This window comes from Halolactibacillus halophilus, assembly GCF_900115605.1.
Taxonomy (GTDB): domain Bacteria; phylum Bacillota; class Bacilli; order Bacillales; family Amphibacillaceae; genus Halolactibacillus; species Halolactibacillus halophilus.
Genome location: NZ_FOXC01000003.1, coordinates 65,501 through 91,050, shown reverse-complemented (window position 1 = coordinate 91,050; position 25,550 = coordinate 65,501). Strand labels below are relative to the sequence as shown.

Here is a 25,550-nt window from a genome sequence, read left to right as displayed (position 1 = left end):
GGTAGGATGAGACGATTAATCGGGATGTTGATCATTGGTTTTTTTGGGATACTGGCGATGTTGACCTTCATAATGAAAGACCAATCCTTTTCTGAAACAGAAAATCGGTACTTACAAACGATGCCCGATATAGAACTGGAAGCAATCCTTGACGGGTCCTTTATGGATGACATCGAAACATATTTAGCTGACCAAATCGCCGGTAAAGATTTTTTTCTTACGTTAAAATCAAAAACAGAACAGGCGCTAATTAAAAGAGAAAATAACGGGGTCGTAAAAGCAGGCGAGTATTTAATTGAACCGTTTATTTATCAAGAAGACAAGCTGTTGAAAAATCTGGAAGCGATTAATCAGTTTTACCAGGATAATCAAGCTCTTTTTGATGTGACGGTGATGGTTGTCCCAAATCAAGTTGCTATCTATGAAGCAGGCTTACCGGCTTACTTACCGACAGATGACCAGTTTAACGTATTACAAACAATAGACGAGCGCCTTGATGCGGACAGCGTTAACGTGAGTGAGGTATTGCGTCAACATAAAGAAGACAATATCTATTATCATACCGATCATCACTGGACAATGCGCGGGGCTTACTTGGCCTATCAACGATGGTTTAACGAAAAAGCGAAGCCGCTATCGGATTATAAATCTGAAGTTGTTTCAACTGATTTTCCGGGTACGCGCTACCGCAAGTTTCATGATTTAACCGTACCAAAGGATACGATTGAATGGTTTAACGTGACCGATGGCCTTGACTTAACCATCACTTACAGTGACGGTAGGGTAACAGATCACTATACCTATCCAGAGTATTTAGATAAAACGGATCAATATCGGTTCTTTCTAGATGGTAATGATGCGCTGATTAAGATAGAGGTTAAACATGAAGAGAAAACAAATAGAAAGCTCATGGTCGTAAAAGATTCTTACGCCAATAGCTTAGTCCCGTTCCTGCTTTCGCATTATGACGAAATACATTTGATTGACCCACGCTATTATAAACGGTCACTCAAGGCGTATATGACAACAAATGAATTTCGCGAACTACTCATCTTATATAACCTTCACACCTTTAATGATGATCAGTCGCTACGCCATATGTTATATTAATATCTCGCTATCAGTACCTATTAATCAAACGCATATTATATAAAAAAACAACGCTAAAGACTATGATTAAAGTCTAAGGCGCTGTTTTTTTATAGGTTGTTTTTACTTGTAGTGTTTAATGCAGATTTTTTAACCGGGCTACCGAGTGAATGTCCACTCAAATCAGATTGTGTGAGTAAGCTCTTGTTTACGATGATGACTGACTTTAGTTGTTTATAAGTACCTTTTTTCTATTAGGCTGTAAAGTTACCATCATAGCTCAACATAACCGCAGAGTGCACGCCACTTAATTCGGCAAGTGTTTTTGTGAGTGTTTCATCGGCGGTTTTTAAACGTAATTCATAGGTGATTTCTGTTTCTCTCCCAGAAATTTGAGACGAGGATTTAAGTTTCGTTTTTTTAGCTGCCTGTTTAACGGTTTGTTCAATTGTTTGGGCAAGATCTCCGTCATATTTAACAATGAGTAAATAAGACGTATCAGGTGTCAATCGCTTATAAAACAATAATTGAACGAGACCAATCGCAAGCGTCCCAATGGTCCCTAAAAGAATGAGACCAGCACCCGTGAGAATGCCGGTAATGATAGACCAGAATAAAAAGACTAAGTCCATCGGGTCTTTGATTGGTGTACGAAAACGTACGATTGATAAGGCACCGACCATACCAAGAGATAGTAATACATTTTGACTAATACCCATGATGACAAGGGCTGTCGTCATTGTCATAATAACGAGACTAATATTAAAAGAATGAGAATAAATGACCCCGTTAAAGGTTTGCTTATATATAAAGAAAATAAACAAACCTAAAATAAATGAAGTTAGAATCGCAAAAACAGCATCTAACATTGAGAAGTTCGTTGTTTGATCGAGAAAGCTTGATTTGAAAATATCAGTAAAATTTGTGATGTTTGTTTCCATATTAGTAACTCCCTTATTTATAAGTAATAGTTGATATTTTGGTTTGACTTGATAAAATTATTAGCCATACATTTGACTTAGTTGAAATTTAGAACATGCATCTTGCTTCGTATCCGGAAACTGTAGTAACGGTTTAATAACAGCCGGTAAATAATCATCGTATTTGACTTCTAAAATGACTTCATTTGGCTCTAAACAATTCACCATTGGTAAATAGCGATTTAGTATATCAATGTTGTATAGACTCGATTGCACATGAGAATCAAAGGTGATTCTGACATTACCGTAAGGATACGTAAATGCCTCTCGTTGATAATCAATGACGGTCTGTGGTTTCAGGTGTCGAAGTGTAAGTGCTCGATAAAAATCTATAATGAGTGAATCTTTATGGTGCGCCATCCACTCCGTCTCACCACGCAGCAACTGCTGATAGTCATTTACGGTTAACCGGGCTTTTGTTTTAAAGGTTTGATTATGACGCTTACTTTTTCGCTCAAGAAATAGTTGATTGAAATCATAGTTGTATAAGCGAATGCGATATTTGTCACGATTTAAGTAGCCTTCCTTTTTCTCATCTAAAATATTATGATCATGATTGTCAAAATAAAGCGAACGAATATGATAGCGACCATTGTCATTCGCATGACAATCGCGCATCAGTAAATGGTGAAGTTTTTTTCTTAAAATATAATAGTCGGACATAGAGATGATATGTTTTAATTCATGACGTCCTGTTGACATGTTTATTTCCTCCTCTGTCTATCAATATCGTAATTTTATCGATTGAATGTGTCAGCTGTGTGTCAAAGCTAAACAATTTTGTCTGAACATTAGTCAAGTCTTTGCTTACTTGACATCTATTCGACATATTATTTTGGTAAAATGATGATAGAGAACAATACGTGAGTAGAAATGAGGGATGTATTTTGAATAAACATGTATTAATAATAGAAGATGATTTTGCAATCAGTGAAGTGTTAAAAGCATATTTAAAAAAGGCGAACTTTTTAGTCAGTCAAGCTTATGATGGAATAGAGGGCATGACTCAGTTTGATAAAATCTCACCAGATATTATTATTCTTGATGTGATGTTGCCATACAAAAATGGTTGGGATGTGCTAAAAGATATTCGATCAGTCTCAATGGTACCTGTCATTATGTTGACGGCACTTGGAGATATTGACGATAAACTTACCGGTTTAAATGGAGGGGCGGATGATTATATTGAGAAGCCTTTTGAAGCAGAAGAAGTACTCGCAAGAATACAAGCTGTACTAAGACGAAGCGGTGCGAAACATACAAACCAGGTGACATTTGGTCAGTTGTCTATTAACTTTACAGCCCATCAAGTTATGTTGAGTAATCAACCGATTGTTTTAACCCCAAGAGATTTAGCGGTGTTATTATTTTTAGCAGAATATCCAAACCAAACCTTTACTCGTGAGCAATTGATTGATGCCGTTTGGGGTTATGATTATGAGGGGAGTGATCGTGCGGTTGATTTGGCTATTAAGCGCATTCGACAAGCGCTCCGATCTTGGCCGAAATCAGAAGGGGAAATAAAAACACTACGCGGATTGGGGTATCAGCTCTATGTTAAAAAATAATCAAGTAAAACCATCGCTTAATCAAGTGTTTATTACCCGGTATTTATTAGCACTTATTGTTGGCTTACTTGTGATTATGTTCGTATCCGTTGCCTGGATTAGAGAGACGACAAAAGACAATCGTCTTGATTTGATGGTGGTAATGGCTGAGAGTACAGCTAGTCGTATAGTGGAGAGTCGCGATGACACTGAAGAACCCTTTAACTCTCCAGCTAGCTTTGAACAGTTAAAACCACGCCCAGTAACGGTGATCACAGATTTAACAGGGAGTGTTGTTCAAATAGATCCGCCATTTGTTACAGTGGATCCGTCATTGTCAGAAGAAGAGTTAGAGAGTGAGGAAGCGGTATTCAAAAAGGTGATTGCTGGCACTACGTATTATTTAGTGACACAACCAATTGAACGTGATGATGTCCGTTATGGTTATGTGGTATTAATGAGTGAAAGAAGCGATCTCATCGCTGTTGAACAAGAATATGTTCAGCTCTTCTTCATGTTGGTATCATTTGGATTTGTCGGCTTTATTACAATTTTAGTCATGACAAAACGATTAACCAAGCCGATTACTGCGGTAAGTCAGGCTGCTAAGCAAATTGAAGCGGGTGATTATCAGATTCACTTACCTGAAGGTGCTCGTGAGCGAGAAATTGATGAATTGATGCGTGGCTTTAACCAAATGGCTCATAAGCTAGATCAATTAGAATCACTTCGAACGGAGTTATTGGCTGGTGTGACTCATGAGTTAAAAACACCGGTGACATCTATCAGTGGTTTACTTCAAGCGATTGATAGTGGTGTAGTTAAGGATGCCGAAGCCAAAACATTTATTAAACTTTCGCTTAATGAAACAGCGAAACTAAATCAAATGGTTAAAGATTTACTGCATTTTAATCAATTTTCACTTGATGCGGTCAAAGTATCACTGCAGGAATTAGAGCTAGATCGCTTGTTAGCGGTTGTGATTGAGCGGTTTAATCTTATCCCTGAAGTGACAAGTAAGGGAAAACTTAAGTTAAATGTGGCGCTTCCTATTAAAGTGAAGACGGATCCGGTTCGCTTTGAACAAATTATGACGAATCTCTTACAAAATGCTAATCAGGCAAGTGGTGACAATCAAATGATTTCGGTCACTGTGACAGATTCAGCCACCACTTATATCATTGATGTGAGTGATTATGGTCAAGGGATTGAAAAACAAGATATTCCTTATATTTTTGAGCGCTTCTATCGTGGTGAAAATAAAAAGTATGCTACGCGTGGTTTAGGTCTTGGCTTAAGCCTGAGTAAAATGATGGCCCAAGCGTTAGAAGGTGACCTCGTGTTAGTCCAAACGTCTGAATCTGGTACAACTTTTCGTTTGACTCTTCCGAAAAAATCAGAATAGGTATACACTAGACTGGTGAATGCGTATGGATGTTTACCAGTCTTTTTGAAATGAGGCAAAGTTATGTGGATAGTAAAAAGACGGACAATAAAAAGTATCGTCGCAGCTAGTCTGTTATTAGGGGTCATTATCAGTTATTTGCTGATGGGGATCAGTACGTTATATGACCGGGCTATTGTCGAGTTCATTGATATTCATCAAGTGACAGAAACCGTTCTTCAAACAAATGAGGCGGGTGAAGCGATTGATACGATGTATGAGGTAACCTTTGAAGCCGAGCTTAAAAATACAAACTACCGCGGTGAAACACTAATGATGCAGTATGAATACAGTGACAGTTCACCGTATCATGCTGAGCTTGAAGCAGGTGACAAAGTCTTTGTCACATTGCGTGAAGGCAGTGATTTAACGGCTGAAGTGATTGAAGTGAAACGTGACCAAGAGGTACTTATCTTATTTAGTTTATTTTTTCTGATGATGCTCGTAATTGGTAAGCGTCAAGGGTTATTTGCTGTTTTCAGTTTAATCTTTCATGTCGCTATTATGGCTGGTGCAATTTATTATTTTGTGAGTCAACCTAACACGTCATTACTCGCGCTGATGAGTGTGGCGACCATTCTCATGACCGTAGCGTCGTTAGTTTCTGTCAGTGGCTTAACGAAAAAAACACTCAGTGCGATTCTGTCGACACTGACCGGTTTAGCGGTAATGATGGTGATAACTTTACTCGTCTTACGGTTAACGAATCAACAAGGGTTAAGGTTTGAAGAGATGGGGTTACTGACGCGGCATCCAGATGCGGTCTTTACCGCGGGGCTTCTTATTGGTGCGATTGGTGCGGTCATGGATGTAGCAGTCACGATTGGTTCAACCTTGTTTCAGATTAAACAAGAGCACCCAACAATTGAGATAAAAGACTTAATTGCTTCTGGTCGACAAGTTGGACAAGATATTATGGGCACGATGACAACGATTGTGTTTTTTGCTTATATGAGTGGGACGATTCCTACGCTGCTTATTTACTTGTTAAATGATGCATCACTCGGCTTTAGTTTATCAATGAATTTCTCACTTGAACTTGTTCGTGCCTTAAGCAGTGGAATTGGGATTGTGTTAACGATTCCGATTTCAATTTTGTTTGCGGTGTTGTTTACGAAAGTAGGTGAGGTAAGATGACAACAATCAGTGTACTGGCCATGATTCTCTTTGTATTAATGAGTGTGATTGGCGGTAAGAAAGGGTTGTTGAGTTTTAGTGTGATGTTGATTCACGTCAGTGTCATCATTGTTGCAGTCCTTATTATGACCGACCCCGGCGCAAGTCCAATCATCATTACTTTGATTGCCAGTGTCATCATTAGCTATGTGACGCTATACTTAATTAATGGTAAGAATAAAAAGACACAAACAGCCTTTGTAGCAACAATGATGACGATGGTTGTCTTAGTCGGTCTTATTCACTTGTTTGTCCTATTGACCAATGTTGGTGGCTTTAGTACTGAAGAAGTCGAAGAACTGTCGATTTATTCATTCTATTTTGGAGTGAACTTCACTGAAGTGATTACATCGGTGATTATTTTAAGTACCATCGGGGCTGTGACTGATGAGGCGATCTCCGTTGCTTCACCGATGTATGAATTGTTCAAGTATAGCCCAAATCAATCGCGAAAAGAGTTGTTTAATAGTGGGATGCAGGTAGGGATTGATTTACTAGCAACGAGTGCGAATACGCTGTTCTTTGCTTTTTTCGGTAGCTATCTGGCATTGCTCGTGCGCTTTTTTGATATGGGGTACCATTTAAGTGAAGTGCTAAACGCAAAAGTGTTTGTCCAAGAAATTGTGACCATTTTGTTATCGGGCATGGGTGTATTGCTGATTGTGCCGGTAACGGCATATTTAACAGCTTACCGGCTAACAACAAAAAAAGAGTCAGATACGTCTATTAACATGTAATGCAAAAGTAGTATATGTCGTTTTAGAAGACATATGTAATGAATGTGAAAGCAATATAAAAAACAGCTAATCACCCGCGTTAGCTGTTTTTCTTATAATCTAAAAAGCCACGGAATAATAAATCAATTAAGACTTGTAGTCCGATAAATGATTTTTGCATATGACCGTTAAACGTACCGAGGTCGGTTGATTGATAATACAAGTGATAGGTTGAATGTTCAGCTAAATGATTGTTTTTAAAACTTGTAATCGAGAGCGTTGAGATTCCTTTAGCTTTGAGGCGCTTTAAGTCATTAAGGATCGGATTCACATCACCACTTAACGAAATTAAAATCACGAAGTCATCAGGCGTCATTTCCTTTAGTGCCATTTGAAATTCGGTCAAAGCTGGTAAGTGATACAAATGTTTACCGGAGGTAAATAAGTAACGCTTTAATTCGCGCAAGGCATTTTCTTGACCGAATCCCGTCGCAAAACCATAGAGTTTCTGTGCTTGATTGATCCCTTCATAGATTGGTTGCTTTTCGATTTCTTCGAATAGTTGGCACGTGTAGTCGATATCATAACGAGATAGTTCAAATAAATCGGATAGATTTTCTTCTTTTGGCGCATGTTCTTTTAAGAAATATTTAAACTCACTAAAACCAGAAAAGCCTAGTTTTTGAGTAAGGCGTAAGATCGTTGACTTTGACGTCATACAGGCATCACTTAAAGCAATAATCGTCATTTTTTGCGCATCATCCGGATGTCGTTCAATATAATCTAAGATGTAATAATCGTTATCGGTTAAGTCATCGGCATGTTTATGAATAAGTGCTTGAAACATTTAGCATCCCCTTTCTTGTTAGCTTCATTATAGCGAAGAAAAGTAGGTGTGACTATGGACAAATTATAAATGATTGAAAGAATGAAAGCGTTAAAATAGTTCAGAGCTATAAGAAAAAGCAGGCGGACGATGGTTGATCGTCCGCCCAAAAGTGAATGGTTTAGTATATTTCATTATTTTAATGTTGGCCAAAAATCTATGTTTGCTTCAATTAAGTCATCAAGCAATTCTTTTGCGACGCGTGCGTTAGGCACTGTGCGTGACAGTGTGAGTGCTTGCCATAACTTTTGGTAAGACTTTTCTGCGTAAGCTTCGACGACAAGTTTTTCTACCGCAACTTGTTGTTCCATCAAGCCCTTTTGGAAGCGAGGGATCTCTCCTTGTGTCAGTGGTTCTGGACCATTTTTACCGACAATACATGGTACTTCGACCATCGCAGTTGGTTCAAAGTTTGAAATCGCTCCGTTATTTTCAACAATGAGTAACATTCTTTCACCGGTGTTATAGGCGATTGCTCGGGCAAGGTCGACGATGTATGATGCGTGCTCGTCAATTTCAAGGGTTGAGCCTTCAGTTGATTGGTTTTCGGCAATCCGTTTACATTCAGTAAAGACATGCTTCTCGCGTCCATCCATCACTTGATTTGCGCGGGTGTAGTCTGGATCTGTTTTCTCTACTTCATCTTGTGGATAGAGGTAATACTTCAAGTACGTATTTGGCATCGTATCGGGTGCTAAGGCATAGACGTCTTTTACTTTTTTGAACGTGTCCTGCCAGCTTTTATCCACGTGTTGACCCGCATCAGAGAAATCAATCGCATAACCGTGATCTTTTACGTGAGCTTTTAGTTGTGGCATTAAATCATTACCTGCTTGGTCAGTGATTGATGTCCACCAACCGAAGTGATTTAGACCGTAGTAGCGTACTTTCATCTCTTTACGTGATGATAGCCCGAGAATTTGAGCCATTAAATTTTCAATTGAGATTGGCATATCACAAATGTTTAAAATTTTAGCGTTTGGACGCAATTTACGCGTTGCTTCTGCAACAATGGCAGCTGGATTTGAGTAATTTAACATCCAGGCATCGGGTGAGTATTGTTCCATATAATCAACCAGTTCTAATACTCCGCCGATTGAACGCATACCATAACTCATCCCACCCGGTCCACATGTTTCTTGACCGACAACACCGTATTTAAGCGGGAGCTTCTCATCCATTTCCCGCATTTTGTATTTACCTACACGAATGTGAGCCATGACAAAGTCGACATCGGTAAAAGCTGTTTCTGGATCGATTGTTTTAACGACGTTAATTTCTGGTGCTTTTTCTTTAATAATGACTTTACATGCATCAGCGACAATGTCTTGACGCGCTTCATCATTGTCATAGAATTTGATTTGACGAATTGGCAATCGGTCTAAGTTGTCTAAAAGCATTAGGACAATTCCGGGTGTAAAGGTTGAGCCGCCACCTGCGATAACAATTGAGTGTTTTTTCATTTTAAATCGTCTCCTTTATTGGTTGAAAATAGTTTATGTGATCTTTATCTTTTTTATCTAGCTTAAGTTTTCTTTTACTTCAATAAATCTTCGATATTACCCCTAACTTGTGGCACTCTCAGACCGACTATGACTTGTAAGTTATGACCGGAACGAACAACACCAGCTGCCCCAATGTCCATAAATACTTCATCAGCTGCCACTTGATCTAAGTCTTTTACTTTCACGCGAAGTCGGGTGGCGCAGTTTGTAAGACTGTCAATATTGTCTTTTGACCCTAGTGCTGCGAGATAGCCTTCAGCAAGTTCTTGGTCTACGGATTTTCCAGTGTCATTTGCTTGTTTACTCTGTTTATAGTCTTTTTTCGATTTTAGTGAGACATTCGCTGCCCGTCCTGGTGTTTTGTAGTCAAATTTCTTAATCAATGCTCTAAAGATGACCACATAAAGGACTAAGAATAGAGTACCGATGGCAAATTGCGTTACGTAAATCAACCAGTGATTGGCGCCAAGTGGTAACCAGTTCTGGAAGATGAAATCGATAAAACCAGTTTGGAAGTTACCGGATAGACCGAGTAAATAGAGTGTCGTTGCCATAGTGGCAGATAGTAACGCGTGCATAAAGAACAACAGTGGTGCAACAAATAAGAACGTAAATTCAATCGGTTCAGTGATCCCGGTAAGAATCGCGGTGACGACTGCAGGAATCAAGAGACCAAGTACTTTCTTTTTATTTTCAGGTTTAGCGGTTAAGTACATCGCAATCGCTGCCCCAGTTGTACCAAATGTTTTACCCATCCCCGTAAGCATTAGGCCACCTTGTGGGAAGAGGGAGGTTAAACTGTCAGTTGAACTGGCAAAGTCTGAAAGGTTCTGAATCCAGTAGTTGACTGTTCCACCATCAATCGCAACAGGCCCGTAGAAGACTGGTCCATAAATGAAATGATGTAAACCGGTTGGAATCAGAATCCGTTCAAGGAAGGTAAATGTCCAAACGCCAAAGCCACCAGCTTCAACCATAAAGCTCTGCATAGAGTAAATACCGTCTTGAATCGTTGGCCAAACAAATAGTGTGACGAGTCCTGCCAAGATGGTAATTGGGAACAAGATGATAATGACAAGCGGTGTCCCTTTAAAACTCTGGAGAATGTTTGGTACTTCTTTGTCGTAGTACTTATTGTGAATCCATACCGCAAGTGAAGCCGCCACAATTGCACCGACTAGATTTGTATCAAGTGTAAGGACACCAGCGATTTCCGTTAAACCTAAAGCGCCTGCTTCAAATGTATCAACGCCAAACGTTGGTCCAAAGTAGCTAAGTGTTGCCCCCATAAAGTAGTTATACGTTAAATACGTAATGAAACTTGTTAACGTCGCGCGCCCGGTTTCTTTTTTTGCGAGGGTAATGGGAATACCGAGCACAAAGATCAGTGGTAAGTTGTTAAAGATTACCAGAGATGTTTGTAAGAAAATATCAGTGATCTTAAAGTAAGTTGAACCTTCTACCGCAAAGGGAAATAATTGCTGATTTTGTAAAATAACCGTAAGACCTAATAAAATACCGGCAAAAGGTAACAGGAGCGCTGGGAAAAACATCGCCCCACCAAATCGTTGGACTTTGTCTTTTAAAGATTGAAACATAATGTAACCTCCACATCATTTTTTTAATGGCTTATGATTTGTTTAAGCAATAGAGTAGTTTCTGTCGATCCTCCTTCATTGTCTGTGAGTTTTAAGCAGCTGTTGCTTTTAAAATAGTGATTGACTGTTTGGTAATGACAAAACGATGTTAGGAAAAATATTATATCGCTTTGACACCTTTATTAAAACATCGACAGTAAGCGTTTACAATGCTTTTTAAGTAGTAAGGGAAAGGGTTCCGGCGTTAGATATTTTTCTCTTAGTCCGGTAAATTTCCCAGATGTATACGGATGAAGTATATGAGGAAGAGCTGAATTGGTTATGAGCGAGTATTAAAAGGAGAAATGAAAAATGACATATAAAAAAACCATGTCATGTCCGTAGACACAACATGGCTTGTATTTAATTTAGGTTAGTTTCTAATCAAGTAGTCAAAGGCACCAAGTGATGCGGTTGCACCTGAACCCATGGAAATAATGATTTGTTTGTAAGGTGTATCGGTACAGTCACCTGCGGCGAAGACACCTGGTAAGCTTGTTTGACCATGCTTATCAATCACAATTTCACCCATGCGGTTACGTTCTACTGTATCGCCTAACCAATCGGTGTTAGGCACAAGACCGATTTGGACAAAGACACCCGCTAGTTCGACGTGGTGTTCTTCACCTGTGTTACGGTCTTTGTAGCTTAGACCGTTCACTGTCTCGTCACCGGTAATTTCAGTTGTTTGCGCATTCTTAATGACCGTCACATTTGATAGTGAGTACAGACGATCTTGTAAGACTTGGTCAGCTTTTAGCTCTGGTAAGAATTCAACCACGGTCACGTGTTTAACGATCCCCGCAAGGTCAATGGCTGCTTCAATACCAGAGTTACCACCACCGATAACGGCGACATCTTTTCCTTCAAATAACGGACCATCACAGTGAGGGCAGTAAGCGACCCCTTTGTTTTTATACTCATGTTCACCTGGAACATTAATGTTTCGCCAACGAGCACCAGTAGAAAGGACAACGGTTTTACTTTTCAGAATAGCACCATTTTCAAGTTCTACTTCAAAGAGATCATTTTTCTTTAAGCTTTTCGCTTGTAAGCTCTTCATAATATCGATATCATATTCATTCACATGTGCCTCCACATTCCCCATTAATTTAGGGCCTTCTGTGTAAGGAATACCAATGAAGTTTTCAATACCTAGTGTATCCATCACCTGACCACCAAAGCGGTCAGCGACAAGGCCAGTACGAATACCTTTACGAGCCGCATAAATCGCTGATGTTGCCCCAGATGGACCACCACCAACAACTAATACATCAAATGGGTCTTTACTGTTTAGCTCTTCTGGGTCTGGACCGGTTGAAACTATCGCAAGTAAGTCATCCATCGTCATTCGACCAGATTCTAAGAATTCACCGTTTAAGTAAACGGCTGGCACTGCCATGATGTTTTCTTTTTCTACTTCTGCTTTATGTGCTGTTCCTTCTACCATTGTATGGGTAATGTTGGGATTTAACACACTCATAATGTTTAGCGCTTGAACAACATCTGGACAGTTGTGGCATGAGAGTGACACATATGTCGTGAAGTTTAATTCTTTAGAAATTCCTTTGATTTGTTCGACTTGGCTATCATCAATTTTAGGTGCGCGACCACTTACTTGTAAGAGGGCCATGATCAGTGACGTGAACTCATGTCCAAGTGGGACGCCTGCGAAAGTGACGCGTGCATCTTCGCCTTTTTTCGCCACAGTAAAGCTTGGCGTACGAGCTAAGTTTGTTTCTTTGACCGTAATCCGGTCTGACATTTGACTCAGTTCATCAACTAAATCTTTTGTTTCGGTTGAATGTTTATCATCACCTAGCGATACGTTAATCATAAGATCAGACTCAAGCATGGCTAAGTATTGCTTGAGTTGTTCTTTAATTTGTTCATCTAGCATTGAGGAATCACTCCTTAGATTTTACCTACGATATCTAGGCTTGGTTTTAATGTTTCTTCGCCTTCTTGCCATTTCGCTGGGCAAACTTCGTTAGGGTGTTTACGTACATATTGTGCAGCTTTTACTTTATTGATAATCGTAGACGCGTCACGGCCAATACCACCAGCGTTAATTTCGACTGTTTGGATGATGCCGTCTGGGTCAATTAAGAAGGTACCACGATCCGCAAGACCTGATTCTTCGTCAAGGACATCGAAGTTACGAGAGATGGTTTGAGATGGGTCACCAATCATTGTGTATTCGATTGAACTAACCGCATCTGAATGCTCGTGCCATGCTTTATGAACAAAATGTGTATCCGTTGATACTGAGAATATTTCTACACCAAGGTCTTTAAGTGCTGAGTATTCTTTCTGCATATCTTCTAACTCAGTCGGGCATACAAATGAAAAGTCAGCTGGATAGAAAACAACGACACTCCACTTGCCTTTAAGGTCTGCTTCTGTTACCTCGAAGAAATCTTCGCCTTGCTTAAATGCTTGTGCTGTGAATGGTAGTACTTCTTTACCTATTAGTGACATAAATTGTCATCCTCCTTTTATTTTTGAATATATAAGTAATTATTAACGTTAACCATAAAAAGTAAATAACATTTTCTTAACGATAATAATTCTAATTCGATATAAGTTATTATAAAGTATTTGTTTTTAAAGTCAAGCAATATGACAAAACCATCATAAGCGAATTCAATGTCTTAATATCAGTCGTTTAAGCTTATTTTTGTCTGAAAGCTTAAAAAAATTATAAACTTTTTTATTAAATATCTGACGATTCATTATCGTTTAATTGTTGATGATGATAATCATTAACCACTAAATAATGAGGCGCCAAGCTAACTAAAAACACTCACTTACATTATATACCCGAATTAATCAGCAACTATGCATCAGTAAGAGTGGTCGTCTGAATCGCAAAAAGCAGTCTGAGTCAATATAATAGTAAATGTAAACACTTTCAGTCATTGTTTTATGTCAGATATTTGATTATAATACAAGTATACAAGAGGAGAGGTGGCAATATGGAAGAGTCGATTCAAGTGGCTTACCGTCATAAAGGACAGCAGTATCCGCTTGAGTTTCATACACATCATCATGATGAAATATATTTGTTTCATCAAGGAAGTTGCCGGTTTTTAATAGGGGATCATATGTATATGTTAAAACCAGGTGACCTACTTTTTATTGACGGAAAAACTGTTCACCGCGCCGCACTGTTTTCTGATGCAGATACATATGAACGAAGTATTATCCATTTTGACCGTGACTGGCTCATGCCTTTACTGCGTTTTTTAGATTTAGAAGATTTGTTGTTAATTTTTCAAGAAAATAAACAGGGAAGATTACGTGTCATCCGTCCCCAAACAATCAGTAAAGTAGAAGAACGATTAAAACGGCTTATCTTTTTATCGGCTGTGGACGACGAGGATAAACGTGCTGAACAACAACTTGTGCTCGTTGATTTATTACTATCGGTGAAGCGAGGCACCGAGTGTATTTTAGATAAACCTAATATGAGAGGAGATGAAAAAACAGTCATCGCCGAACGGGTATCGAAATTCATCACAGAACATTACCGGGAATCACTATCAATTGAACGCATCGCCAACGAAGTGAATTTAAGTAAGTCGTATTTGTCACATGTATTTAAAGACATTTCTGGTCAAACGATTATGCAGTACATCATGGGTTATCGCTTGTCTCAGGCGACGCATGCGCTAGAAAGTCATCCGGAATACACGATCAAATATATTTCAAAGTTACACGGTTTTGAAAGTGATGCCCATTTTAGTCGTTACTTTAAATCTCACTTTAAAGTAACGCCATCAAGGTATCGTAAACAACTAAACAATCATAAGGGAGAGTATATATTATGACAAAATTACGTTTTGGTATTATTGGTTATGGCGCGCAAGGCTCAACGTATGCGAGCTTTATTGAACAAGGTATGGTCGAAAGCATGGATTTAGTGGCTGTTTGTGATATTGATGAAGCAAAACAAGCAAAGTTAAAACAAGAATTCCCAAGTAAAAAGATTTACAGTGATTATAAAGATATGATCATAAGCGGGGAAGTCGATGCGATCATCACAACAGTCCCACACTACTTACACCCAGAGATGGCGACGTTTGCGCTTGAAAATGGTGTACACGTCTTAAATGAAAAACCAGCTGGCGTGTACACAAAACAAGTAAAAGCTCTAAATGAATTCGCGGCTAGTAAACAGGACGTGACCTACGCGATTATGTTTAATCAACGAAATAACCCGCTCTATCAAAAAATTAAGCAAATTGTTGAAGACGGTGATATTGGCCCAATCCGCCGAACAAACTGGATTATTACAACCTGGTGGCGTCCCCAACCGTATTACGATCAAAGCGCATGGCGTGCCACATGGGGCGGCGAAGGTGGCGGTGTCTTAGTCAATCAAGCGCCTCACCAACTGGATTTAATTCAATGGATTGCCGGTGTCCCAACAAAAGTCTACAGTAAAATCAAGCATGGCTTTAGACGTGATATTGCGGTAGAAGATGAGGTAACAGCGGTTATGGAATATGAAAACGGCGCAACAGGTGTATTTGTCACTTGTACCCATGATTTACTTGGAACAGACCGGCTAGAAATCCTAGGCGATAAAGGTAAGATTGTCGTAGAAGATAGTAAAACAGTAACGGTGAAACGTCTAAAAGAATCAGAAAATGAGTTAAATGAAAATATGGATATGGAAGATGTGAAACGTCTGTTTATGGGTCAGATGAACACAGAAGATTTCTATTCAACTGAAACCTTCACTGAAGAAAGTGCTTGGGGCGAACAACATTCAGGTGTATTAGAAAACTTTGCTCGTCACATTCTGCACGGAGAAGAGTTACTTGCCCCAGGTGCTGAAGGTATTAATGGTGTACGTTTAGCGAATGCGATTCATTTATCAACGTGGATAGGTGAAGAAGTTTCAATTAAAGATTTTGACGATGACTTATATCTAAGTGAATTAAATAAACGAATTAAAGAAGAAGGTAAATTTGACCTTCAAAGCTAAGGAGATGAAAGAGATGCTAAAAGTCGCCATTATCGGACTAGGGGATGTATCGTTTATTCACCGCGAGGCGATTGAAGAAAGTACGGTCGCTGAGCTTGTGGCTGTATGTGATATCAATCCAACTAAACATGAACTATACCGTGATATCCCGTTTTATACCCAAATTGACGATTTGTTAAAAGAACAATCACCTGACGTGGTCCATATTTGCTTACCGCATGATTTACATGTGCCCGTCGCAAAACAAGTTATTAATCAAGGCATTGCGGTCTTCTTAGAAAAGCCTGTTGGCTTAAATTATTATGAAGCGTATGAGTTAGCTGAAGAAGTCAAACGGTTAAACGCCCAAGTCGGTGTCTGCTTTCAAAACCGCTACAATAAAACAGTCAAAGTACTAAAAGAAAAATTAATAAGTGATGATTACGGTAAACTTGTCGCTGTGAAAGGTTTAGTTACTTGGGCTCGACCACTTTCTTACTATACGAGTAAACCATGGCGCGGATTGATGGCCCGGGCAGGTGGTGGGACGATTATTAACCAAGCGATTCACACGTATGATTTAATGCAGTACTTAGCTGGCGACATTGTGGATGTGAAGGCAAGTCTGTCGAACATTACTGGTTATCCGATTGAAGTAGAAGACACGGCTGTAGCCCAAATAAATTTCAGTGACGGCGTTCACGGGTTTGCGATGTCAACCAATGCCTACGCTGCTAATTCAAGCGTGGAACTACAAGTCATTCTTGAACGAGGCAAATTTACGATCAAAGATTACCAGTTGTATGAAACAACAGACCTTGGAAAAATATGTATTGCTGAAGATAAAATATCAATAAAATCGAAGTCGTATTACGGACCTAGCCATCAAGAAGCTATTGAAGCCTTTTATCAAGCACTTTTAACAGAGACTAATGACTATATTACCGTACAAGATGCCCTTCCATCGATGATCATGCTTGATTTAATGAAACAATCATCGAAGACGGGCCAACGAATCAATAAAGGAGAGTATTTACATGACAGCTAAAATTGGTGTACAAGCAATGATGTTAAAAGAAAAAGTAGAGGAGTTAGGGGCTTATGAAACATTTAAAAAAGTCCATGAACTCGGTTACCATTCGATTGAAGTCTCACAAATTCCGATGACAGAAGAAAATGTCACTGAAATTAAACGGGCTTCAGATGAGTTTGGAATCGAGGTTGCCTCAATGACAGCCGGACTCAAGCCAATGCAACCTGGGCAAGAATCGCTGACAACAGATTTTGATAAGATTGTGAAAGATTGTAACACGCTAGACTGCAACTTAATTCGTATTGGGATGTTACCATTTGAAGCGATGGCTTCACTTGAGAAAGTTATTGAGTTTTCACACGAAGCAAATGCAGTCGCTGAAAAACTACAAGCAGAAGGTATTAAGCTTTATTACCATAATCATCATATTGAATTCACGAAGTATGACGGTGAGTACTTACTCGATATTATTCGACGTGAAGCACCGTTACTAGGGTTTGAACTTGATGTTCATTGGGTTCACCGCGGAGGATTAAATCCGGTTGAGGTGATTAATGATTATAAAGGTAAAGTGGAACTGATTCACTTAAAAGATTATCGGGTAAACCGCGTACCTAAGGCAGCACTTGAAGACCTTTATGCGGGAAATGGAAAAGGTTTTATGCAGAAATTTACCGATATTATTGAATTTGCGGAACTCGGAACAGGCTCACTAGACTTTAAAGCTATTATTGAAGCAAGTCTTGATGCGGGGGTACGTTACCTACTTGTCGAACAAGATGATCAGTATGGACGCGATCCGTTTGATTGCTTAAAAGATTCGCGAGATTACTTAGTTGATATTGGTTATGGTGAATTGTTTTAAGGGGGGATGAATGGTGAGTAAACAAGACGGGATGAATTATGCACCGAAAGGCACCAGCAACAAAGTGGTTGGACCAGGGGAATATAATGTGGCGGTAACAGCACTCGACCATGGTCATATTTACGGAATGACGAATGGTTTAATTGAAGCGGGTGCTACCATTAAATATCTGTATGAGCCAAATGAAGAAAAAAGAAAAAAGTATTTAGACACATATCCATTCGTTGACGCAGTGGACTCACTTGAAACGATTTTAACAGATCCATCGATTCAGATGGTGGCAGCCGCGGCTGTGCCTAATGTCAGAAGTACGATTGGAAACAAAGTAATGCAAAGTGGAAAAGACTACTTTACCGACAAAACCGGCTTTACAACACGTGAACAATTAGAAGAAACAAAGCGGGTTGTGACTGAAACAGGTAAACGCTACTTCATCTATTTCTCTGAGCGTTTGCACGTTGAAGCAGCCGTTAAAGCAGGGGAACTGATTGAAGCAGGTGAGATTGGTGAGGTCATTCAAGTAACCGGATTTGGTCCGCACCGTTTAGATTCAGATAAGCGTCCCGATTGGTTCTTTGAAAAAGAAAAGTATGGTGGTATATTAACTGATATTGGTAGCCATCAAATTGAACAGTTCTTAACATACACGGGCAATAAAGAAGCGAAAGTCCTGCATAGTAAAGTTGCCAACTACAACAATCCAGATAAACCAGAACTTGAAGACTACGGAGACGCGACGCTTGTTGGTGAAAACGGGGCGACGTTCTTCTTTAAAGTCGATTGGTTCACACCAGATGCCTTACCAACATGGGGCGATGGCCGGACGTTTATTACTGGCACAAAAGGTACGATTGAATTAAGAAAATATACCAATGTAGCAACGGAAGAAACAGGCGATCATCTTTTCTTAGTAACAGCTGACAAAGTAGAGCACATGTCACTAACGGGTCAAGTTGGCTTCCCGTTCTTTGGTCAAATGATTCTAGATGCCATTAACGGGACAGAAACAGCGATGACACAAGACCATATTTTTAAAGCCCAGGAACTCTGTTTAATGGCGCAAGAACAGGCCTTAAAAGTACATTAAGGTAGATAGAAAAACAGACAGAACCATCACGATGATGAATGCTGTCTGTTTTCTTTAGTTTTAGTCATATGATTGAAAGATTATTTCTATTTGAAGCTAGTAGCTAATGCTTCTTCTTCATTCGTAAAGGCGGACTTAAACCAGTCCCATAGGGCACTGAAAAAGTCTTTTACTGCGGTAATAATCCCTTGTCCTTCTTCTGATTCGGCAAAGTCATTGATCCAGTCTTTCGTTTTATCAATCGTATCATTCACTTTGTCCCAGTCAATGTTTAAGTCTTTTAATTTATTAAAGAGGTTAACGAGTTGGTCGAGCTGCTCGTCCGTTAAAGTAAGATTCATCTCCTCAGCGAGACGCTGAATTAAGGCGCGAAGTTCTTCAGTTGTTTCGGGTTTTTGTTTGTCGACTTCTTCTTTAATCTTATTGATAAAATCAATCGCTTCGTCTTCTGAAACGTCTTCACCTTCTGCTAAATCGGCGGTAATAACCATTTCTTCGTTGGCTGCTTTCTTTAAGTCTTCATCTAAATCTTCTCCGGTTGATTGTTCGTACGCTTTTAAAATCCCGGTTAAAGCACCCGTACCAGAAACGTTAAATGGTGCGGTTACGTAAATTTCAGCACCGGTAATGCCGGCTGTCGCGAGGGCATTGGCGTACATTTTTGAGGTAATATAGGTTATGTTTTCAGTTGTGACCATAATGCCAGATTCATCTTCGCGCAGTGAAATTTTGGCTGATGAAATCGCCCGGGTTCCGATTTGTTCCTTCGGAACAACGTCACCTAAATATTGATGTTCTTCCTCATTGGTCACATAAACAATCGCGTCTTCATTGACCTCAGCCATGTCCATTTCTTCTAACAGACTCGCCTTTTGTTCCTCGGTTAAATCTTCTCCTAAAGTAACAACCACATCCGTCACTGCGTCAGCCGTTAACACAGGTGCCGTTAGTTGTAACGCCATAACAACAAGCAGTGTCACCACCAGTTGTTTTTTGATATTTTTTATAAACGTCATGTTTTTTCCTCCTCATGTTCAGCTTGTTTCCTAAATTAAGAACACAGTTACAGTTTACCCTAATTTAAAATGAAAGTATCTTTTTTCGCTATTTTTACACAAAAAATAGGTCATTGGTGCCTCCTCTGATACAATAGCTATATAAGCTACTTTCCATAGCTAGTGATTTATATTATATAAAGGGGAGTGTTTGAATGACATATATCGATATTACGATGCCATTAATAAATAAAGGGGCAACTTGGCCAGGTGACACACCTTATCGCTTTAAACTAAGTGCAACGATGAAAGATACAGGTTCTGTGAATATCGGAGAGATTACCTCTAGCCTTCATAATGGTACCCATATGGATGCCCCGTTTCATTATGATAATCATGGGCGAACCATTGATCAGCTCGATGTATCAATAGGGATAGGGACGTGTCAGATCGTAGACGTGAGAGGTTTAGACAAAGTTACAGTGAGTAATTTAGAGAAGCTTAACCTTTCAGGTGTGTCACGGTTGTTATTTCATATGCTAGACCGTGATCCAGCTGTTTTTCCGGAACAGTTTCCGCTCTTAACAGTTGAAGCAGTCGATTATTTAGCAACTATTGGGATAAAGCTGATTGGGACCGATGCGCCGTCTGTCGACGCGGTTAATTCAAAGACGTTACCGATTCATTTAGCGATTCATAAAGCGAGGATCACAATTATTGAAAATCTGTATTTAAACGACGTTTCAGCAGGACACTACCACTTGTATGCCGTGCCGTTAAAAATCGTTGGTGGGGACGCCAGTCCCGTTAGAGCACTTGTCATACCAATTGTAGATTGAATGAAAAAACAACAGTAAGATGGAAGCATGGATGACTGGATTTACGGGTAAAGGATACTGTAAGTCTAAGTATAGTTAGCCGTTATTTTGTAGTTTGTATTTTTGAGAGGGTGAGTCAAATGAAAGTAATGGAACGATTAGAACAACAATTAAATGACACAATTCAAGCAGTGGGGCGCTACCCACTCGCGTTTAGTTTTATCTTGAGTTTAACGATTGTCAATATGATTATGATTGAATCAAATGACGGAGAGATGTACCGTTTCAGTTACACGTTTGTCATTGGAATTTTATTTAGTCTTATTTTTGAACATCTCTATGAACGCTTTTACATTCAAATTAAAGTAAGACTTTTCTTGATGTGGTCGGCGCTTATTCTGACGCTTGGCTATTTTTTCTTACAAAGCTGGCCGGAGTTTATGTCCATCCAATTAGGTATTAGAACGAGTGTTATTGTGCTGATGAGTTTACTATTAATGATTTGGATTCCTACGATTCAAAGTGAATTTCGTTTTAGTCAGAATGTGTTTGTTATTTTTAAAAACTTCTTTATTGCCTTACTCTATTCAATCGTTTTAGCCATTGGGATTAGCTTAATTATTGCACTGATCAATGCGTTACTCTTTACAACGGATGGCAATGTGTACTTACATTTCCTTAACTTGATTGCGAGTCTCTTCTTCCCATCACTGTTCTTATCGATGATGCCTGTTTATATCGGGGCAAGGGACCAAAAACTACAGAAAAAAGATCAAGTGAAAAAGAAAAATAATTTAATGTCGTTGACAACAACGACACCGATTTTTGACCGATTGCTCAGCTATATTATTATTCCGTTAACGACAATTTACAGTGGGATTATTTTAATCTATCTTGCGATTAATATTACGGGGGATTTATGGTCTGAAGTGTTACTAGAACCGTTACTCGTCTCATTTACAGTTGTCGTCTTACTCGTCTATATTCTTTCTCTTGAAGTTGAGACGAAAATAGCCGAACTATTTGCCAGGGTTTATCCGAAAGTGTTACTGCCAATCGTGTTATTTCAAACGATTGCTTCCATTGTGAAATTAACCGATACTGGTGTAACATACGGTCGTTATTTTGCTATTCTTTTTGGTGTTTTTGGGACCATTGTGGCGATTGTTTATGGTTTTTTGAGTCGTGAGAAAACAGGTTGGATTGCACCAATCTTTGTCGTCTTTGGTTTAATTTCGATTACGCCTCCTGTTGATGCGTTTAGTGTAAGCTTCTATAGTCAAAAGGCAGGTTTAGAGGCGATTTTAGAAGCTAACAACATGTTGACTGAAGGTGAGGTGGTTGCTAAACCTGACCTAGCTGAAAAAGACAAGAATGAGATCATTCAATATATTAATCATTTTGAGGAACTCGATAAACTTGAAAAAATTGATTATCTACCAGAAAATCTTATGGCACCGGGTGTTTTTGAAACAATCTTTGGTTTCCCAGCTGTCTATGAGTATGATCGTGGGCCTGAATCGTTTGGGTTTTCAGTGTATACGGATTTAAATGACCAACAAGTAATTAATATTTCAGGTTACGATCACATATTAATGAATAATGTTGACGCGGCCATGGCAGATAAAATAACAATGTTAGAACATAATAATCAACGTTATGAATTACGAACGACCGTCGATGAAGAAACGTTTCTTTTTACTCTTGTCGATGCTAGTGAAAACATCCTTGTCACGTTTGACGGGACCGACATGTTTACCGACTTATCAGCCAATGAGAATTACCGAGAAATTAGTGTCGATGACGCGACGTATACTGCCGAAACAGATCAGGCAAGGCTGACACTTATTATTCAAAACCTCGATTATTATGGGGATCGTTACTATGCGAACTTCTTTACTTTGATTGATATTAAAGATCATGCGAATGATTAGTGTTTAAGTGAAAAACCGTAACCAAAAAGGGTTGCGGTTTTTTTAACTTTTGTGAGCCCAATATGTGTGATGTTTTTTCGCTTAGTTGGTATGAGTACGAAAATAAGGCTTGTCATGATACACTAATCATAACACTTTAAACGAACAGGACGTGGTGAGATGAGTTTTAATTCAACTGATTATTTACAGAGTCAAATCAACAAACAATATCATCAACAACCGGAGCTAAATAGCGTAGTAAGGACGTTAGGAGAGCTTTTACCACTTGACGCGAATATAACGGATGATGTCATTAAAAAAATTATCACGAGTGATATTGATACACTCCAGATGTTAGTAAAAGAACAACACGTAAGCTACGCTGATATTGCGGCCGTTTTTTATAACCGGGTAGTCCTTCATAAGGATTACCATGCGGTTATTAGCTTAAATCATGCGGTTGTTGAAAAAGCAAAACAGTGTGCGTACAGTGATGACCATGACCCACTTTACGGAATCCCAGTCCTAGTGAAAGATAATGTGTCGACGACTGATTTACCAACGACAGCGGGGGCTGTCAGATTAAAAGATTTTTATCCAAAACAAGATGCTGAAGTTATTCAGTCGTTAAAGAAGAAGGGGGCATTAATTTTAGGGAAGACGAATTTATCGGAATGGGCAAACTTTATGACCACAGATAGTGCCAATGGTTTTTCCGCTCGAGGCGGTCAGACGATGAATCCGTTTGGTGATTATGATGTTGGTGGCTCAAGTAGCGGCAGTGCTGTGGCGGCAAGTCTTGGGCTTAGTCCTGTGGCTATTGGCACTGAAACGGCAGGTTCAGTTATTTATCCAGCTAGTCAAAATGGTGTCGTTGGCTTAAAACCGACATTAGGGACTGTCTCACAAGCTGGGATTATACCAATTGCCAAAGCGCATGATACCGCCGGTCCGATGGCTAGAAACGTAAAAGACTGTTTTTATCTATTTCAGGCGATGACGACGATCACTGAAACACTCAAACAACATACGAAAGCGTTAACGGATTATTGCTTCGGCTTTCTTAATGGAACCGAGATTAAAGAAGCTTACCGAAACGAAGATGACACACTTTTAGCACAGGTAAAAGCTGCACTTAGTCAGCAAGATGTTACCGTACGAGACGTCTTGATTGATGCGTCTGCTTATCAGATTGATATAACCGATGTGTTAGTCTATCAGTTTAATGAAGGGGTAAGTGAGTTCTTTAAAGACGAAACAGTCCCACTTACGTTACAAGATATCTATCAGTTTAATCAAACTGATTTAACAAACTATGCCCCGTACGGGCAAGATTTAATTAAACAAGCGATGGAGACAAAACTAACAAAAGAGGTAATTGATCAGATGATCGCTACCCATCAAAAAATGGCGACAAAAGCACTCGACGAAGCCTTTGAAACTATCGATGTACTCGTGACGCTAAGCAATTATGCGACAACACTGTACGCGGCGAGTGGCTATCCAGCGCTTACAATTCCAGGTTTAAAACGCGCATCAGGTGAGCCTGTTGGCATCACGTTCATTATGAAAGCAAACCAAGATGTTGAATTACTCCATGTGGGTCAACTGATTGAACAAATAAGTTTATGATAAAACAAACCGCCCACTTGAATTTTAAGGTGGGCGGTTTAGTACGTTATAACAGCTCATGCATTTACAGTGGTTGTTGAATTAAAAATTTTTGTCGCTTCAATCCGTTTTGCGGCTTCAATTAAACGCGTATCTGAATCAAGTAAAGCGACACGCACATAACCTTCCCCGTAGTCACCAAAACCATTGCCAGGTGCCACCATAACTTTGGCACTATCGAGTAAGTAACGACTAAAGCTTTCTGATGTATACCCATCTGGCACTTTAAGCCAACAGAAAAAAGTGCCAGATGGCTTGGTCACTTCCCAGCCAATAGCTGATAAGGCATCAATCAAGACATTACGTCTCTTCTCATACGTTGCGGTCAGTGCTTTGGTCGCGGACTGACTGCTTGTTAAAGCAGCTACAGCGGCCATTTGAACGGCACCAAAGATGCTGACATATAAGTGGTCTTGGATTAATTCTAATTTTTCAATAATATCTTTATTACCAACCGCAAAGCCAATGCGCCAGCCGGCCATGTTGTAGGCTTTTGAGAGAGTAAGCATTTCAATCCCGACCTCTTTAGCCCCAGGTGTCTGGAGGAAACTTGGCGCCTGTTCACCATCAAACTGAATCGTATGATAGGCAAAATCATGACAAACCGCGATGTTGTGTTGTGTCGCAAACTGAACCGTCTCCTCAAAAAAATGTGGGGTTGCCTTGGCGCCAGTTGGGTTATTCGGGTAATTTAAAAACATTAGCTTGGCTGCATGCGCCTCTTTAGGTAACGCGAGATAATCTGGTAAAAAATCATTGGCTTCAACGAGCGGCATCGGTATCATATTCGCTTCCGCCATCTTCACGCCGGAGATGTAGTCAGGATACCCTGGGTCAGGAACTAAGACCGTATCATTTGGATTTAAAAGACATTGACTTAGTTCAACGAGTCCCGTCTTTGTACCGGGTAAAATCGCCACTTCTGTGTCTGGGTCAATCGTGACATTGTATTCGCGTAAATAATAATCACTCACCGCTTGTTTTAATTCTTGATAGCCTTGAAACGGTGAATACTTGTGATGCCTTGGATCTGAGGCGGCATTCTTTAATGCCTCGACAATATGAAAAGGCGTCGGCAAATCAGGGTTACCTTGACCTAAGTTAATCACATCAAAGCCTTCTTGTTTATAGCGCTGGACCGTACTTACAAGCTCGCTAAAAAATTGGGTTGGTAATCGTTTTAGTAAATCTGAAGCTGGATAAATCACGTGCT

22 protein-coding genes are annotated in these 25,550 nt (G+C 39.6%); 13 read left to right on the top strand and 9 right to left on the bottom strand.

Annotated elements, in window-relative coordinates; translation table 11 throughout:
* Positions 1-6 precede the first annotated feature (6 nt).
* Positions 7-1,110 (top strand): DHHW family protein, encoded by a 1,104-nt coding sequence (locus tag BM098_RS02510; protein WP_089830059.1) that lies wholly within the window; start codon positions 7-9, stop codon positions 1,108-1,110.
* Positions 1,111-1,343: 233 nt separating this feature from the next.
* Here BM098_RS02510 and BM098_RS02505 read toward each other — a convergent pair whose 3' ends face one another.
* Both BM098_RS02505 and BM098_RS02500 read right to left on the bottom strand, forming a co-directional pair.
* Positions 1,344-2,030 carry a DUF4956 domain-containing protein gene (locus BM098_RS02505; protein WP_089830057.1) on the bottom strand — a complete coding sequence of 229 codons (687 nt, stop codon included), beginning with the start codon at positions 2,028-2,030 and terminating at the stop codon, positions 1,344-1,346.
* A gap of 60 nt (positions 2,031-2,090) precedes the next feature.
* Complete coding sequence (locus tag BM098_RS02500) at positions 2,091-2,771, bottom strand: polyphosphate polymerase domain-containing protein (RefSeq protein WP_089830055.1); 681 nt, start codon at positions 2,769-2,771, stop codon at positions 2,091-2,093.
* A 182-nt stretch (positions 2,772-2,953) separates the two neighbouring features.
* On the opposite strand from BM098_RS02500, the gene BM098_RS02495 reads away from it, so the two are divergent.
* From BM098_RS02495 to BM098_RS02480, 4 genes are all read left to right on the top strand, one after another.
* Positions 2,954-3,637, top strand: a complete 684-nt coding sequence (locus tag BM098_RS02495) for a response regulator transcription factor (protein WP_089830110.1) — start codon at positions 2,954-2,956, stop codon at positions 3,635-3,637.
* Positions 3,624-5,021, top strand: a complete 1,398-nt coding sequence (locus BM098_RS02490) for a HAMP domain-containing sensor histidine kinase (RefSeq protein ID WP_089830053.1) — start codon at positions 3,624-3,626, stop codon at positions 5,019-5,021. The genes BM098_RS02495 and BM098_RS02490 overlap by 14 nt, the downstream gene beginning before the upstream one ends.
* Before the next feature lie 63 nt (positions 5,022-5,084).
* On the top strand, positions 5,085-6,197 hold the full coding sequence (locus BM098_RS02485) for a YibE/F family protein (protein ID WP_089830051.1): 1,113 nt from the start codon (positions 5,085-5,087) through the stop codon (positions 6,195-6,197).
* A complete protein-coding gene (locus BM098_RS02480; protein ID WP_089830049.1) occupies positions 6,194-6,973 on the top strand; it encodes a YibE/F family protein in 780 nt (259 codons plus the stop codon). Before BM098_RS02485 ends, BM098_RS02480 begins: the two co-directional genes overlap by 4 nt.
* A gap of 79 nt (positions 6,974-7,052) precedes the next feature.
* Here BM098_RS02480 and BM098_RS02475 read toward each other — a convergent pair whose 3' ends face one another.
* The 5 genes from BM098_RS02475 to ahpC all read right to left on the bottom strand — a co-directional run bounded on the left by BM098_RS02475 (position 7,053) and on the right by ahpC (position 13,461).
* Positions 7,053-7,799 carry a MurR/RpiR family transcriptional regulator gene (locus BM098_RS02475; RefSeq protein ID WP_089830047.1) on the bottom strand — a complete coding sequence of 249 codons (747 nt, stop codon included), beginning with the start codon at positions 7,797-7,799 and terminating at the stop codon, positions 7,053-7,055.
* Positions 7,800-7,972: 173 nt separating this feature from the next.
* Positions 7,973-9,301 carry a 6-phospho-alpha-glucosidase gene (locus BM098_RS02470; protein ID WP_089830045.1) on the bottom strand — a complete coding sequence of 443 codons (1,329 nt, stop codon included), beginning with the start codon at positions 9,299-9,301 and terminating at the stop codon, positions 7,973-7,975.
* Between the two features lie 74 nt (positions 9,302-9,375).
* Positions 9,376-10,941: an alpha-glucoside-specific PTS transporter subunit IIBC gene (locus BM098_RS02465; protein ID WP_089830043.1), complete on the bottom strand. Its 1,566-nt coding sequence runs from the start codon at positions 10,939-10,941 to the stop codon at positions 9,376-9,378.
* 412 nt (positions 10,942-11,353) lie between these two features.
* Positions 11,354-12,880, bottom strand: coding sequence for an alkyl hydroperoxide reductase subunit F (gene ahpF / locus BM098_RS02460; protein WP_089830041.1), 1,527 nt, complete (start codon positions 12,878-12,880; stop codon positions 11,354-11,356).
* A gap of 14 nt (positions 12,881-12,894) precedes the next feature.
* A complete protein-coding gene (gene ahpC / locus BM098_RS02455; protein WP_089830039.1) occupies positions 12,895-13,461 on the bottom strand; it encodes an alkyl hydroperoxide reductase subunit C in 567 nt (188 codons plus the stop codon).
* Between the two features lie 497 nt (positions 13,462-13,958).
* Between ahpC and BM098_RS02450 the strand changes: the two genes are divergently transcribed.
* From BM098_RS02450 to BM098_RS02430, 5 genes are read left to right on the top strand one after another with little or no spacing between them, the layout of a single operon-like run.
* Positions 13,959-14,813: a helix-turn-helix transcriptional regulator gene (locus BM098_RS02450; protein ID WP_089830037.1), complete on the top strand. Its 855-nt coding sequence runs from the start codon at positions 13,959-13,961 to the stop codon at positions 14,811-14,813.
* A complete protein-coding gene (locus BM098_RS02445) occupies positions 14,810-15,976 on the top strand; it encodes a Gfo/Idh/MocA family protein (RefSeq protein ID WP_186819677.1) in 1,167 nt (388 codons plus the stop codon). The genes BM098_RS02450 and BM098_RS02445 overlap by 4 nt, the downstream gene beginning before the upstream one ends.
* Before the next feature lie 13 nt (positions 15,977-15,989).
* Positions 15,990-17,003, top strand: coding sequence for a Gfo/Idh/MocA family protein (locus BM098_RS02440; RefSeq protein ID WP_159430089.1), 1,014 nt, complete (start codon positions 15,990-15,992; stop codon positions 17,001-17,003).
* Positions 16,993-17,853, top strand: coding sequence for a sugar phosphate isomerase/epimerase family protein (locus tag BM098_RS02435; RefSeq protein WP_089830030.1), 861 nt, complete (start codon positions 16,993-16,995; stop codon positions 17,851-17,853). Before BM098_RS02440 ends, BM098_RS02435 begins: the two co-directional genes overlap by 11 nt.
* Positions 17,854-17,866: 13 nt before the next feature.
* Positions 17,867-18,940 carry a Gfo/Idh/MocA family protein gene (locus tag BM098_RS02430; RefSeq protein WP_200795826.1) on the top strand — a complete coding sequence of 358 codons (1,074 nt, stop codon included), beginning with the start codon at positions 17,867-17,869 and terminating at the stop codon, positions 18,938-18,940.
* A gap of 86 nt (positions 18,941-19,026) precedes the next feature.
* Here the strand turns inward: BM098_RS02430 and BM098_RS02425 are convergent, their stop codons facing one another.
* On the bottom strand, positions 19,027-19,956 hold the full coding sequence (locus BM098_RS02425; RefSeq protein WP_186819676.1) for a DUF1002 domain-containing protein: 930 nt from the start codon (positions 19,954-19,956) through the stop codon (positions 19,027-19,029).
* 194 nt (positions 19,957-20,150) lie between these two features.
* Between BM098_RS02425 and BM098_RS02420 the strand changes: the two genes are divergently transcribed.
* The 3 genes from BM098_RS02420 to BM098_RS02410 all read left to right on the top strand — a co-directional run bounded on the left by BM098_RS02420 (position 20,151) and on the right by BM098_RS02410 (position 24,298).
* Complete coding sequence (locus BM098_RS02420; protein ID WP_089830026.1) at positions 20,151-20,774, top strand: cyclase family protein; 624 nt, start codon at positions 20,151-20,153, stop codon at positions 20,772-20,774.
* Between the two features lie 119 nt (positions 20,775-20,893).
* Positions 20,894-22,687, top strand: coding sequence for a DUF4153 domain-containing protein (locus BM098_RS02415; protein ID WP_089830024.1), 1,794 nt, complete (start codon positions 20,894-20,896; stop codon positions 22,685-22,687).
* A gap of 159 nt (positions 22,688-22,846) precedes the next feature.
* Positions 22,847-24,298 carry an amidase family protein gene (locus BM098_RS02410; RefSeq protein ID WP_089830022.1) on the top strand — a complete coding sequence of 484 codons (1,452 nt, stop codon included), beginning with the start codon at positions 22,847-22,849 and terminating at the stop codon, positions 24,296-24,298.
* A 56-nt stretch (positions 24,299-24,354) separates the two neighbouring features.
* Here the strand turns inward: BM098_RS02410 and BM098_RS02405 are convergent, their stop codons facing one another.
* The gene (locus tag BM098_RS02405) at positions 24,355-25,545 is read right to left on the bottom strand and encodes a pyridoxal phosphate-dependent aminotransferase (RefSeq protein WP_089830020.1); all 1,191 of its coding nucleotides are present in this window, start codon (positions 25,543-25,545) and stop codon (positions 24,355-24,357) included.
* Between the last annotated feature and the right edge of the window lie 5 nt (positions 25,546-25,550).